This is a genomic window from Aurantibacillus circumpalustris (assembly GCF_029625215.1).
Classification (GTDB): Bacteria; Bacteroidota; Bacteroidia; order B-17B0; family Aurantibacillaceae; genus Aurantibacillus; species Aurantibacillus circumpalustris.
Genome location: NZ_CP121197.1, coordinates 1,048,733 through 1,062,364 on the forward strand (window position 1 = coordinate 1,048,733; position 13,632 = coordinate 1,062,364).

A 13,632-nucleotide genomic window follows, 5' to 3' on the forward strand; every position below is an offset into this window, starting at 1 on the left:
GACTTTTATCACCTAATGGTTTGGAACAATTTTGTATCTTTACAAACGTAAAAAGAATTTTTGATTTAAAGAGTTTTTGAGTTTTAGATTTATTGCTTAATTCCAAGATTTACCTTTAAAAGTTCCATTACAGATAATATAACCTGCAATTATTTTTATCACTTATGTCAATTTTAGTAAACCGAACCGACAAAAACGTTTTAAAACAACGTTTAAAAGAAGAAAACATTAAACGTAAAACCATTTCGTTTTACCGTTATGTAAACATTCCCGAACCAAACGAGCTTAGAAACGAACTCTACAAAGCCTGGAGCGAATGGAATTGTTTTGGCCGCATTTATCTGGCCAAAGAAGGTATTAATGCACAAATGAGTGTACCCGAAGATAACTGGGAAGCCTTCTGGAATCAAGTAAATTCGTTGCCTTACTTTAAGGATATGCTTTTTAAACACGCAGTAGACGGAAACGGTAAATCTTTTTATAAACTCATTGTTAAGGTGCGTGATAAGATTGTTGCTGATGGTATTCATGAAGAAAATTTTGATCCAGCCAACACAGGTTCTTATCTGGATGCCAAAGGATTTAATAAAGCCATTGAAGATGAAAACACGATTGTGATTGATATGCGCAATCATTATGAAAGTGAAGTGGGAAGGTTTGAGCGAGCTTTTTGTCCGGATGCCGATACTTTTAGAGAAGAGTTACCCTTGGTAATTGATTATTTAAAAGGACAAGAAGATAAAAAGGTAGTGATGTATTGTACTGGTGGTATACGCTGCGAAAAGGCAAGTGCTTATTTTAAACATAAAGGATTTAAAGATGTAAATCACTTAAAAGGTGGCATTATTCAATACGCGCAAGAAATAAAGGAACAAAATTTAGAGAGTAAATTTAAAGGTGTAAATTTTGTTTTTGATGAACGAATAGGAGAAAGAATTACAGAAGATATTTTATCTGAATGCCATCAATGCGGCAAGCCATGCGACACACATGTAAATTGTAAGAACGACGACTGTCATTTACTTTTTATACAGTGTGAGGAATGCTCTGATAAAATGAATGGCTGTTGCACGCCAGAGTGTGTGCGCATTGCAGCACTTCCAATAGAAGAACAACGTGAATTAAGAAAAGGACGCGTTAAAAATGGACCTGAGTGTTTGTCGGTTTATAAAAGCCGTTTACGCCCGAATTTAAAGGAAATATTAAAAAATAACTTATCTTTAAAATAAATTAAACCCCCCGCGCATGAAAAAAATAATTACAGTTTTATTAGGAATCTTAATATTTGTTGGATTTAGTTCTTGTGAAAAATTAAAAGAAGAGGTCAACAAGGCAGTTGAGTTTGACATGAATTACGCAAGTGAAACGACCGTGCCATCTTCAAGTATTGCTGCTTCACAGGTGCTCGAAATTAACACTCCCGAAATTGCAACCGAATCCTCTTCTCGTTTCGGTTCTGAGGGAACAAGCTCAAGTTTGATCAGCGAAATAAAATTTAAAAAATTGACAATCTCCAATTCCAATGGTAATTTGGATTTTTTAGATTCATTGTCTATTTATATTCAAAGCCCGGGGCAGCCTGGAGAATTAGTAGCATCTAAATTAATTGTTCCAAAAAGCGTTTCCTCTTTCGAGTGCGACTTAACAGATTTAAATGTTAAGGAGTATCTTTTTAAAGAAAAAATTCAATTTAAAGTTGTCGCCAGAGTTACTTCAGGAGGAGTCTCAGCAGGTGATCAAAAACTTAAATTGGAAGAAATATTGCACGTAAAAGGAAAACTACTTTAATCAACGAGTAAAATGCCGATCTATCATAAACTAGGGGAAATCCCGCAAAAGAGACATACAGTTTTTAAAAGCAAAAAAGGTAATTATTATTACGAACAACTTTTTGGCACCGAAGGGTTTAGCGGTATGGATTCATTATTATACCATGTTCACCGTCCAACTCAGGTAAAAGAAATTCTTAAAAGTTATTCGGTTGAACCTAAAATTGCGATTGGTAAAAACATAAAAGCTCTTCTACTTAAAGGCTTTGAAATAAAGCCTGCAGCAGATTTTTTAGAAAGTAGAAAAACACTTTTAGTAAATTCTGATTGTGCGATTGGTTTGGCAGCCCCAACAAAAAGTCAGACGGAGTATTTTTACAAAAATGCAGATGCGGATGAAATGCTTTTTATTCATAAAGGAAAAGGCACGCTGAAAACAATGATGGGTAACATCGATTTTGAATACGGTGATTACTTGATTATTCCACGCGGCATGATTTATCAAATGCATTTTGAAACATCGGATAACCGTTTGTTGTTTTGTGAAAGCCATTCTCCATACTATACACCGAAGAGATACAAAAACTCACAAGGACAATTGTTAGAACATTCGCCGTTTTGTGAAAGGGATTATAAGTTGCCAACAGTTCTTGAAACGAACGATAAAAAGGGAGATTTTATCATAAAAATAAAAAAGGAAGGCATGATGCATGAAATGGTTTATGCAACGCATCCTTTTGATGTAGTGGGTTGGGACGGTTATAATTTTCCTTGGGGAATGTCTATCCATAATTTCGAACCACTTACAGGGCGTGTGCATCAACCACCTCCAGTGCATCAAACATTCGAAACCTCAACATTTGTAGTTTGCAGTTTTTGTCCGCGCATTTACGACTACCATCCTCTAGCTATTCCAGCGCCATACAACCATAGTAATATAGATAGTGATGAAGTGCTGTATTATGTTGATGGTGATTTTATGAGCCGCAATAATATTGAACAAGGGCATATTACATTACACCCAAAAGGCATTCCTCACGGACCTGCTCCGGGAGCGATGGAGCGCAGTATAGGTCAGAAAGATACACAAGAGCTGGCAGTGATGATCGACACTTTTAGACCACTCATGGTTACCGAAGAGGCCATGGGTATTGATGATGGGAAGTATTATAAAAGTTGGGTGGAGTAATTAATACCCCAAAACATCTCTTATTTGTTTCAATTTTTCGTTCGCCAGTTTATTCGCTTTAGCTTCACCGATTGCTAACTCTTTTTCAAGTAGACCGGGATTTGACATCAAGTGATCGTATGTTTTCCGCTGCTCTTTAAATTTATCTAAAATTAATTCGAGCAAAGCTGTTTTGGCATGACCATAACCAAAGCCGCCTTTTAAATAATTTTGTCGCATGCTTTCTATTTGTTCAGTATTTCCAAGAAGTGCGTAGAGTTTAAAAGTATTATCGGTTTCAGGATCTTTAGGATCTTCCAAACTTTTACTATCACTTACAATACTCATTACTACTTTTTTCAATTCTTTTTCAGGAAGAAAAATATTGATGAAGTTGTTATACGACTTACTCATTTTTTGTCCATCAATTCCAGGAACAATCATCACCTTAGAATCGGTAAGCGCTTCAGGAACAACTAAAACTTCTTTTCCAATTTTATGGTTGAAGGAGTTGGCAATGTCGGCGGCTATTTCAAGGTGTTGCAATTGATCTTTTCCAACCGGAACAAATTGTGCATCGTATAATAAAATATCGGCAGCCATTAAAACTGGGTAGGTAAATAAACCGGCATTCACATCACTTAAACGCTCACTTTTATCTTTAAATGAATGCGCATTGGCCAACATTGGAAAGGGTGTAAAACAATTTAAATACCAGGTTAACTCAGTAACTTGCGGCACTCTACTTTGTCGGTAGAAGATGGTTCTATGTGGATCTAATCCAAACGCTAACCAAGTTGCCGCAACAGCTCGTGTACTGCTCTTAATAAATTCTGGATCTTTTTTGCTGGTGAGCGTGTGAAGATCTGCAATAAAAAACAAACTATTGTTTTCTGCTTTTTTACTTAATTCTATGGCGGGTACAATGGCGCCGAGAATGTTTCCCAGATGAGGAATGTTTGTACTTTGAATACCGGTTAAAATGCGTGACATAATTTAAAATAACAAATGTAATCTTTTTAATAATTTAATTTATCTGCGCAGCGTTCTCCATCCATTGCAGCACTTACAATCCCTCCGGCATAACCCGCGCCTTCGCCACAAGGAAACAAATTTTTTAATTGTGGATGACTTAGCAAATCTTTATCTCGGGGAATTCTAACTGGCGTTGAAGTCCTTGATTCCACACCTACAATAAGGGCTTCATTCGTCAAGTAGCCACGCATCTTTCCACCAAAGGCTTTAAACCCTTCCTTAAGAGTTGGACCGACTAACTTACCTAATACTTGCTGCATCTCCACACTTTTTAAACCAGGTTGGTAACTGCAATCGGGCAAAGAAGAACTTATTCTTCCATTTGTGAAGTCCTGCAATCGTTGTGCTGGTGCAGTTTGTGTTTTCCCTCCTAGTTGCCAAGCCGAGTGTTCAAATTGTTTTTGTAATTCTAAACCTGCTAAAGCACCGTGTTGTTTGTAGATGTTAAAATCTTTTAGATCGAGTCCAACAACAATACCACTATTGGCGTAAGGGTTATTTCTTTTACTCGGACTCCAACCATTCGTAACAACTTCCTCCTGGCTTGTCGCACAGGGAGCAATGATTCCACCTGGGCACATACAAAAAGAATACACCCCATAGCCTTTTATTTGTTGTACCAAACTATAACTTGCAGCTGGTAAAAAGTGACGTTTTTCAATAACCTCTTGCATACTGCCGCAATGATATTGTATACTATCAACTAAAGATTGTGGATGCTCAACGCGAACACCTAAGGCAAAAGGTTTAGCTTCTAGATGAAGTTTTTTGTCGTTCAGAAGTTCGTATATGTCACGAGCGGAGTGACCTGTAGCTAAAATGACATTTTGAACAATAAGATCTTGTTCAACTGATTCGTTCTTAATTTGAATGGAAGTAATTTTTTCGTCGTTGGTTTTGAAATCTACAAGTTTGCTATTGAATAGTACTTCACCCCCAGAACGAAGAATTGTTTCACGCATAAATTGTATGAGCTGCGGTAATTTATTGGTACCAATATGAGGATGGGCGTCAATTAAAATTTCTTCGCTTGCGCCATGAAAAACAAAGGTCTTGAGTATTTTATCAATATCACCACGTTTGTTTGATCGCGTGTAAAGCTTACCGTCGCTGTATGTTCCGGCACCGCCTTCGCCAAAACAATAATTGCTTTCAGGATTTACAATTTGTTCTTTATTTATTGCTGCGAGATCACGCCTGCGTGCTTTTACATCTTTTCCTCTTTCAATAATTATTGGTTTTATTCCTAATACAATACACCGTAAAGCCGCGAAAAGTCCAGCTGGACCCGCACCAATGATATGACATGTTTTTTGGGAGGAAGAAACATCGGGATAATTTAATTGTATTTTTTCTGAAAGAATTTCTTCATCAACCGAAGCAAGAACGGTGAGATTAATTCTTATTTTTCGTCCGCGTGCGTCAATGCTACGTTTCAAAATTTTAAGATGGAGGGTGTTATTTTCTTCGAGAGAAAGTTGTTGTTTGATTTCTTCTTTAAGAAGAGCTTCACTCAAAGCGGTTTGCGGACTAACCTGTAGTTGTATTTTTGTTTGCATAGGATGGAAGATTTTTATTCTTCATTACGAGTACAAATTACATTAATTCTATGAACACATACAAATGTTTGGCAGTAAAAACAATTTTGAGATGAGGATATAGACTTATCCTTCAAAAGTAATACTAAATACTACCATGCGTGAGCGCATTTTATCGATGCTGTTTGTGAACACACTGTTTTCTTTTTTAAGAAGATTTTTTGTGCCGATCAGGAGTTTGAGTTCAAAGCCAAGTTTAAAGTATTGCAAATAAAAATCAGTTCCAGCACCGGCACTGTAAAAGAAATCGTCGCGCAGTACTTTCACAGCGTCGTCTAATTGATTAGAGCCTCCTGCAGAGCCGCTTCCGGCTTTTTTACGTGCAGAAAGATCTAAAATATAGCCACCGCCTCCAATGACATAAGCAGAAAAATTACTTTGTCGTTTAGATTGTATTTTTAATTCAAGAGGAAATATTAAGAAAACAGATTCAACTGTTTTTTCGAAGATCTTAAGGCTGTCGCGATCACTTGTGGCAAGCGTGTATTCAACTTTACGCGTTCCAAAACTAATATTTGGAGTAAGCCTTAAGCGTACATATTCAAAAAGTCTTGCGTCCGCTACAAGACCAATTGCAAAGCCAACAGAAGGTTTAGAATAAACTGTTTTCATTCTGAAACGTGATTCACCAATAACAGTATCGGGAAACATTGAGTTAGGCACAGGATTAATTCTAAAATCAGTTTGATTACCAGCAATTGTAAAACCGAAGTTGAGTTTTCGGCTATAGTAATTCCTCAAATTTACACCGTAGCCGTCGCTTTCTTGAGCAAATGCAAGAATGGAATTTAAAAATGCAATAAGTATTAAGGCTATTCTTTTCAGAGAGTTAATAACGTGTTTCAGCTAGGTTAAATTGTGTAAAGTTATTGATTTTGTTGGGTTTAATATTAGTCTAAAACTAATAAAAAACCCTAAATTTGTGCCCTTATGGAAATTCAGGTTATGAAATCTAAGTTGCATTGTGTAACAGTTACACAAGCAGAATTGGATTATATAGGCAGCGTTACTATTGACGAAGATTTAATGGATGCCGCAAATTTAATAGAAAATGAGCAAGTACACATTCTAAACAAGAACAACGGGGAACGCTTTGTGACTTACGTTTTAAAGGGTGAAAGAGGAAGCGGTGTTATTTGTTTAAATGGCCCTGCTGCTTTAAAGGTGAAATTGGGTGACGTTGTAATTATTATTTCTTACGCGAATATGGATTTTGAAAAGGCTAAAACCTTTGTTCCCTGGGTTATTTTTCCAGATACGGCAAAAAATAAAGTAAAATAACATGGCAATTAAAAACACCAAGTCAGTCATACAATTTGTTGTACTGTTAGGAATAGGTATTTTATTAATCTGGCTTTCTCTTACTGGTATCACTCCTGAACAAAAAGTTGAAATAGTTGTAGCGTTTCAAACAGCAAATTATTTTTGGATTGGGGTATCTATGTTAATTGCTTTATTGAGTCATTTCTTAAGAGCGTACCGATGGAACTATTTATTAAAACCAGTGGGTTATAAAACCGATTTATTAAACGCAACGTGTCATGTGCTCGTTGGATATTTTGCGAATTATGGAATTCCGCGTATGGGAGAAGTGTCTCGTTGCACACTGGCAGCGAAATATGATAAAGTGCCATTTGAGGTTGGTTTTGGAACTGTTATCACTGAAAGGATTATAGATTTTATTTTATTTTTAGGGATTTTTCTTTTAACTCTAGCCGTACAGTTTGGCGAGTTAATTGGCTTGGCAAACAAACTTATTTTTGATAAGGTTCTGGAAAAACTTTCTGTAATTGGTGAAAGCCCTTTAAAATTGATTGTTTTGGCTGCGGTGTTTTTTTTCGTTATTGTTGGAATTTTTCTTATTCGAAAAAAATTCTCAGCGCTGTTAAAAGGAAAATTAGGTGGCATCATCAAAGGAATGGTTGAAGGCATTGGCTCTGTTAGAAAAATGAAAAACCCATTACAATTTGTTATTTTAAGTTTGATGATTTGGGCTTGTTATTTTTACGCTCTTTATTTTTGTTTTTTCGCGTTGCCAGGAACCGCTCATTTAGGACACAAAGAGTGCTTAACACTTTTACTGTTTGGAACATTTGGTGTTATTTTTTCTCCAGGCGGCTTAGGAGCCTACCCCGCAATTGTCGGCGGCATTTTGTTAGTTACTTACAACATTGACAGAGTGTCCTCTTTTGCACTTCCTTGGTTATCTTGGACCAGCCAGTTTATTCTTATTGTTGTACTTGGAATAATTAGTTTAATTGTTTTACCAATTTACAATCGAAAAAAGGATGCCGTTTCACCAACAGCTTAAAAATAAAATTGTAAGTAAAGAAGAGGCTTTGAAAAGCCTGAACGCTCTTCGTAAACCTTCAGTAAAAATCGTTTTTACAAACGGCTGTTTTGATATTTTGCATCCTGGTCATGTCGACTATTTATGTCAGGCGCGTGATCTTGGTGACTTTATGGTTTTAGGTTTAAATACAGATGCGTCGGTAAAACTACTTAATAAAGCTCCAAACCGCCCCATTAATGATGAACACACAAGATCAGCAGTTTTAGCAGGTTTAGCGTGTATTGATCTGATTGTTTTTTTTGATGAAGCAACGCCTTACGAATTGATTAAATTTTTACAGCCAACTATTTTAGTAAAAGGAAACGATTATAAAGCAGAAGAAATTGTTGGTTACGATATTGTGAAATCGAATGGTGGTGAGGTAATTACGATTCCTATGGTGGAAGGCTATTCAACGACTAAACTAATCGAAAAAATTCTGAAATAAATTCTTAATAGGATTTTAAAAATCATTATCAAATCTTGGAATACTGCGTTTCGGAATTTTGAAATCACTTAACATAGCAGTTTTTAAATTCAAAACAAGATTGTAGCTTTTATTTGGCCCAAACGGAATCCATTCTATACGCGCTTCCCAACATTTCAGGTCACGGTAAATATCGAATTTGGTATAACTTAATTTTTGCGTATTAAAATCAAAACCACTACTAATTCCAACTTTCCAAAATTTTGTCGGCATTAAATCTCCAGAAAAATTAAGTAGTTGACTGGTTATTATTTTTCTATCGTCAGGGTTAGAGAGGTTGAGATTATAACCTATTCTTAAATTCCAAGGCATGGTTTCCTGATTATTTAGATCGTTTTTTGCGCCTCTTTCAACACCATTTGTTTGATCGGTTGGTTGCCTTGTTTTTTTTATTGCTTCAATCATATTGCTGCCAATGGAAGTACTTACAACTAAACTTCCGGAAGTAAAACGAGCCACACGACCATCGTTTTTAGATACAAATTGATTGACTCTTGTTTTAGAAATTTTGTTATACGTGTAAGGATCAAAACTGGAAAGCACATTGATATCAAAATACTTAAATAGCACCGTTCGCAATGACACACCAACCACGCTCATTTTGAAACTATCTGCAGCAAAATTGTATGAACCATTAATTCCTAAGCCTTGTATTAGAGTAACTTTTTTAAAAGTAGTACCAGTGTCTGTTTTTTGTTTCAACTTAGCTTCGAGTACGTTGTTCAGGTTTAATGTTAAGGAGCTTTCTTTTCCTCGTCGAGGGCCACCGTATAAGCTTTTCTCGAAAATGGAGTAACTTGTTTTATTTCCGAGAGTATCGTATTGAACATTTTTCCAAACGGTATATTTTGGATCACCAAAATCTGGTCGGTAACCATAAGTTAGCGTTGGGATTAATAAGTGTCTTACTTGTTTTAATTTTCCCTTTTTAAATAAGTAGTCGAAATAAACTTTTGTATTAAAAGCAGTTGTAAAATTAGCTTCGTAGGCAGCTACTAAATCTTTATTGGTTTTTGTATTTATAACAGGCACCTGAACTGATTTTTTTATCACGGTGTCGATATCACCACCTGTCTTCACAGTAAAATCCCGTAATTCAGGTTGTGTTGTATATGTTTTGCTGATGCTTTTAGTGTATAAAACAGAACTAAGATTGATAGCCGGAGTAGCAGTAATGTATTTCAAAATATTAAAGTTGGTTGAGATGGGTAGACTATGTCTCAATCCATATTGCATACTATCCAAAGGGGATCCTTTAAAAATAGTTGAGTCTTTTCCACTTAATCTGTTCTCTGTTTCCAATAAATAGCTAATACCTATTTTATCAATAACACTTTGTTTCACAGCACCGGCGCGCTTAAATGGATAAAAACGATTTACATTAAAAGTTAATTTGGGAAATGTAATTTCAACCAATTGACTTTGAGAATTCTGACTATGGGTGGCATTAATACTGAGTGAGCTAAGTTTAAATGTTTTGGTAAAGTTGATGTTAGATTGATAGGTATTGGTAACATATTGTCCGGTATTAATGGCATTAAAGCGGTTGTAAATTTGGTTTTTCCTATAATTAACATTGGCGCTAAATCTGATAGAAGGGTTTCGCTTATTGTCCTGTGTGTGCAGCCAGCCAATGGTGTATGATACTTCGTTTCGGTAAGTTTTAGGGATATCTTTATCACCAATTTGCAAACTGCTGTAACTTAAATTTACGGCACCAGAAGATTTGTAACGGATGTTATAATTATTGTTGGTGGTTAACAGCCACGTTCCGTTCGCATAGATATCACCTCTAATGATCATGTCTGTTTTATCATTTATGCCAAGGTAGTAACCTCCATTTCTTAAGTTTATACCTCTGTCTTGCGAGGTACCAAAGGTTGGTAAAAGAATTCCATTGGCTTGTTTTTTTGTATTTGGAAAATAACCAAATGGTAAACCTAAAGGCGTTGGAATGTTGCCAATTTCGAGAAACATGGGCCCGGTTACTATTTTATCATCTGGAATGGCTTTCGCTTTTTTTGCCCGAAAGGCCGTGCGCGCATCGGCTTCCTGACAAGGGAGACAGCGCATGTCTTTAAAATAAATGTTGTTAAGACTATCTTTTTTTATTTCGCTTCCAATAACAAGCAACTCGCCTTGTTTTGTGAGCGCGTTATAAATCTTACCTTTTTTGCTTTTAAGATTATACATGATCTTATCAGCTTCCATGGTTTCACCATTGTCTTTAAAAACAGGGTTGCCGAATGGCTTTCCAGTACTGTCTTTAGAACCATATGCGAGAATAAGATTTTTGGTATAATCAATTTCTATAAATTGCGCTTCAATTGTTGTTCCACCATAATCAACTCTGGCTTTGCCGTACAGTAAAGCTTTACCCTGTTGCGGAAGTGCCACAATACTATCCTCAGCGGAATATTTTATAGGTTCATCAATACTCTCTGAAGTATCTTCTTTTCGAACTAAAGTATCTGTTGTAACTTTTTTTAACGTATCGCTGGGTAGCGCTTGAGCGTTTAACCCGTTAATACTCAAAGATATTAACAAGATAAAGAAGAAAACTACTTTATTATGTGTGGTGATTATCAAGCAGAATCAAATACTTTTATTCAACGCGCTAAGGCATACAAAGCTACAATACTTTAACGTATTGCATAAAATTATATTAGAGTTCATGGTTAAAAAATTACAATATTTTATTGTACTTACAGCACTTGTATTTACAGGACTAGCATTCAAATTTATTTCGAGAAGCGGCGTAAATTCTATAAAAATAATTGTAATCGATGCAGGGCACGGTGGTAAGGATCCTGGTTGTTTAGGATTTACTCACAAAGAAAAAGAGGTTTCTTTAGCGGTAGCGCTTAAACTGGGTAAATATTTAGAAGAAAATTTTAAGGATGTTAAAGTTGTTTACACGCGCACAACCGATGTATTCGTTGAGTTGGAAGATCGTGCACAAATAGCGAATAAAGCGAAAGCAGATCTTTTTATTTCCATTCATTGTAATGCAGCCGGAAAGCCTGTAATGGTAAAGGATGCTAAAACAGGAAGAAAGCGTCCGAAAACGTACAGAAATAAAAAGGGGAAATTGATAGTTGTTGAGAAACCAAATCCCGGGCCTTATGGAACAGAAACGTATGTGATGGGATTAAAGAATGAAGAGGGAAAAATGAAAGTAGCAACGCGCGAAAACTCTGCCATTTTTTATGAAGATGATTACGAGAAAAAGTATGGCGGCTTTGATCCTGAGAGTGAAGAGAGTTATATCATCATGAGCAATTACACTTCTGCTTACGTAATTCAAAGTGCAAACCTTGCTTTAAAAATGCAAGATGAGTATCAAAGAAAAGCCGGACGCCTCGACAGAGGGGTGCATCGTCAGAGTATTTGGGTGTTATGGAGAACGTCGATGCCAAGCATTTTAACCGAATTGGGTTATCTTACAAATCCCTTAGAAGAAACTTTTTTAGGAAGTGATAAAGGACAGGAATATCTCGCTAAAGCAATGTTTAGAGGGATAAGAAAATACAAGGACGAGGTTGAAGGGAATAAAAAAGAATATAACGATGAGTTTGAAAATCAAACGCCTTTGGAAAATGAAAACATTAAAGCGAAGGGACAAAGTAATTCAAAGAAAACCGAAGACGAAGATGATGATGAAGAGGATGTGGTAGCAAATGATGAACCGGAAGATACTAAAGCTACAGAACCGGAAGTTCCGAAAACTGAAAAAAAACCAAAACCGATAGCTGTTGAACAGGGATCTGTTGCGCTTAAGCAAATAAGTGAAGAGGTTTCAGACTACGAACAAAATTCAGAAAAAGAAGACTCAGTTGTTTCAGCAAAAGTTATCGCCGACAAGTTTAAAAAAGAAACCAAATTAGCAGATCAACCTAAATCAGAAACTGCGAATACTTTAAAAAAAGAGCAAGAACTTAAACTGGCCGAATTAAAGAAAAAGGAAGATTTAATCAAGAATGAAGTTGTTTTTAAAGTGCAATTTGCAACCAGCGACATTGCACTAAATCTTAAACAGGAAAAGTTTGCAGCAATTACAGACGCTGATTTTTATAAGGTGAATAAAACTTTGAAATACACCTCCGGCAAATTTTCGAACGTGAAAGACGCCTTTGATCATCAAACGGATCTGCGTAAAAAGGGATTTACAGATTGTTTTGTAATCGCAGTTAAGGGCGGAGAACGTATAGATCTTAACGAAGCAAAAAAACTAGTTGGGCAGTAAAAATTAAGTAAAGTTTACATTTTACTTTATATTGTTTACATCTATTTTAAAGAGTTTAGCAGCGTTTTTCCATTGAATTAATTCCTTTTTTTCTTCTGGCAAATCAAGTTGTTTCATAAATGAGCGATAAGATTTCATGCTAGAAATTGGCCAATCTGTTCCATATAATAAGTATTTTGGTTCACCTGCATACAGTATCATTTCTTCCAATTGATTTTTCATGTAGATTTCAAAACGATCGCTAAAATCTCCTAATACCAGTCCTGAAAAATCCGCGTAACAATTTTTATTTTTATAAATAACTTCCATACAATCTTTAATCCATGGATTACCAACGTGACAAATGACTATTTTCATTTCAGGGAAATCAACGGCCACATCATCTAAGTGAAGTGGATGAGAATAACGAACTTTTCCTTTTGGAGTGTAAGTGTCGCCTGAATGAAACATAACAGGCACATCGTACTCAATCGCTAAATCGTATATTATTTTTAAACGTTTGTCATAAGGGTAAAAAGGTTCATAACCTGGATATAATTTTATTCCCTTAAGCAAACCTTCTTTTAGGTACTCGTGTATTTCAATTAAATCATTTAGTTTGAAATTGTTATAGCTAATCCCCGCAACAACTCCCATGTTTTTTTTACCACGTACAGCCTCTACCACTTGTTTAACACTTGGCCTATTCACATTTACAACATACGACGTTAGAATGAGCGAGTAATCAATTTGATTCTCGTCCATTGCCGCTTGAAGCTTAACCAAGCTTTCTTCAACAGTGGCAAATATTCCTTCGTGGTAATTGTTTAAATGAGTGTGAACGTCAATAATCATGAGAAGAGTTTTATTAATAATTAAACTAGTTTTTATTTCTCGCCATTGTTTGAAAATTAAGGCGCATGGGTTTTGTGGCATTCAAAACTCCCCAAGTTTCATTTGAGGATCTTTTCTGTGATGAGCTATATTGGCAGTTAAATGGCCAATCAAAACATATAAG

General features: G+C 35.8%; 12 protein-coding genes. 7 read left to right on the forward strand and 5 right to left on the reverse strand.

Annotated features, from left to right (window positions below; all coding sequences use genetic code 11):
- The first annotated feature begins 164 nt into the window (after positions 1 to 164).
- Genes trhO through P2086_RS04375 form a run of 3 tightly spaced genes read left to right on the forward strand, consistent with a single transcriptional unit; the run spans position 165 to position 2,958 of the window.
- Entirely contained in the window at positions 165 to 1,229 is a 1,065-nt protein-coding gene (gene trhO, locus P2086_RS04365; RefSeq protein WP_317899216.1) for an oxygen-dependent tRNA uridine(34) hydroxylase TrhO, read from the forward strand.
- A gap of 16 nt (positions 1,230 to 1,245) precedes the next feature.
- Positions 1,246 to 1,788 carry a hypothetical protein gene (locus tag P2086_RS04370; protein ID WP_317899217.1) on the forward strand — a complete coding sequence of 181 codons (543 nt, stop codon included), beginning with the start codon at positions 1,246 to 1,248 and terminating at the stop codon, positions 1,786 to 1,788.
- Between the two features lie 12 nt (positions 1,789 to 1,800).
- Complete coding sequence (locus P2086_RS04375; RefSeq protein ID WP_317899218.1) at positions 1,801 to 2,958, forward strand: homogentisate 1,2-dioxygenase; 1,158 nt, start codon at positions 1,801 to 1,803, stop codon at positions 2,956 to 2,958.
- On the opposite strand, the gene trpS is transcribed toward P2086_RS04375, so the two are convergent.
- The 3 genes from trpS to porT form a co-directional block, all read right to left on the reverse strand.
- Positions 2,959 to 3,930, reverse strand: coding sequence for a tryptophan--tRNA ligase (gene trpS / locus P2086_RS04380; RefSeq protein WP_317899219.1), 972 nt, complete (start codon positions 3,928 to 3,930; stop codon positions 2,959 to 2,961).
- A 26-nt stretch (positions 3,931 to 3,956) separates the two neighbouring features.
- The gene (locus P2086_RS04385) at positions 3,957 to 5,531 is read right to left on the reverse strand and encodes an NAD(P)/FAD-dependent oxidoreductase (RefSeq protein ID WP_317899220.1); all 1,575 of its coding nucleotides are present in this window, start codon (positions 5,529 to 5,531) and stop codon (positions 3,957 to 3,959) included.
- A gap of 105 nt (positions 5,532 to 5,636) precedes the next feature.
- Positions 5,637 to 6,416 carry a type IX secretion/gliding motility protein PorT/SprT gene (porT, locus tag P2086_RS04390; RefSeq protein WP_441296766.1) on the reverse strand — a complete coding sequence of 260 codons (780 nt, stop codon included), beginning with the start codon at positions 6,414 to 6,416 and terminating at the stop codon, positions 5,637 to 5,639.
- A gap of 84 nt (positions 6,417 to 6,500) precedes the next feature.
- Here porT and panD point away from each other — a divergent pair, with 84 nt between their 5' ends.
- Genes panD through rfaE2 form a run of 3 tightly spaced genes read left to right on the forward strand, consistent with a single transcriptional unit; the run spans position 6,501 to position 8,350 of the window.
- The gene (gene panD / locus P2086_RS04395; RefSeq protein WP_317899222.1) at positions 6,501 to 6,851 is read left to right on the forward strand and encodes an aspartate 1-decarboxylase; all 351 of its coding nucleotides are present in this window, start codon (positions 6,501 to 6,503) and stop codon (positions 6,849 to 6,851) included.
- A 1-nt stretch (position 6,852) separates the two neighbouring features.
- Complete coding sequence (locus P2086_RS04400; protein WP_317899223.1) at positions 6,853 to 7,881, forward strand: lysylphosphatidylglycerol synthase transmembrane domain-containing protein; 1,029 nt, start codon at positions 6,853 to 6,855, stop codon at positions 7,879 to 7,881.
- The gene (rfaE2, locus tag P2086_RS04405) at positions 7,859 to 8,350 is read left to right on the forward strand and encodes a D-glycero-beta-D-manno-heptose 1-phosphate adenylyltransferase (protein ID WP_317899224.1); all 492 of its coding nucleotides are present in this window, start codon (positions 7,859 to 7,861) and stop codon (positions 8,348 to 8,350) included. The genes P2086_RS04400 and rfaE2 overlap by 23 nt, the downstream gene beginning before the upstream one ends.
- Before the next feature lie 15 nt (positions 8,351 to 8,365).
- Here the strand turns inward: rfaE2 and P2086_RS04410 are convergent, their stop codons facing one another.
- A complete protein-coding gene (locus tag P2086_RS04410; protein WP_317899225.1) occupies positions 8,366 to 10,924 on the reverse strand; it encodes a putative LPS assembly protein LptD in 2,559 nt (852 codons plus the stop codon).
- 139 nt (positions 10,925 to 11,063) lie between these two features.
- On the opposite strand from P2086_RS04410, the gene P2086_RS04415 reads away from it, so the two are divergent.
- Positions 11,064 to 12,635 (forward strand): N-acetylmuramoyl-L-alanine amidase family protein, encoded by a 1,572-nt coding sequence (locus P2086_RS04415; protein ID WP_317899226.1) that lies wholly within the window; start codon positions 11,064 to 11,066, stop codon positions 12,633 to 12,635.
- Positions 12,636 to 12,656: 21 nt separating this feature from the next.
- Here P2086_RS04415 and P2086_RS04420 read toward each other — a convergent pair whose 3' ends face one another.
- Positions 12,657 to 13,469 carry an amidohydrolase family protein gene (locus P2086_RS04420; protein ID WP_317899227.1) on the reverse strand — a complete coding sequence of 271 codons (813 nt, stop codon included), beginning with the start codon at positions 13,467 to 13,469 and terminating at the stop codon, positions 12,657 to 12,659.
- Positions 13,470 to 13,632: the final 163 nt, after the last annotated feature.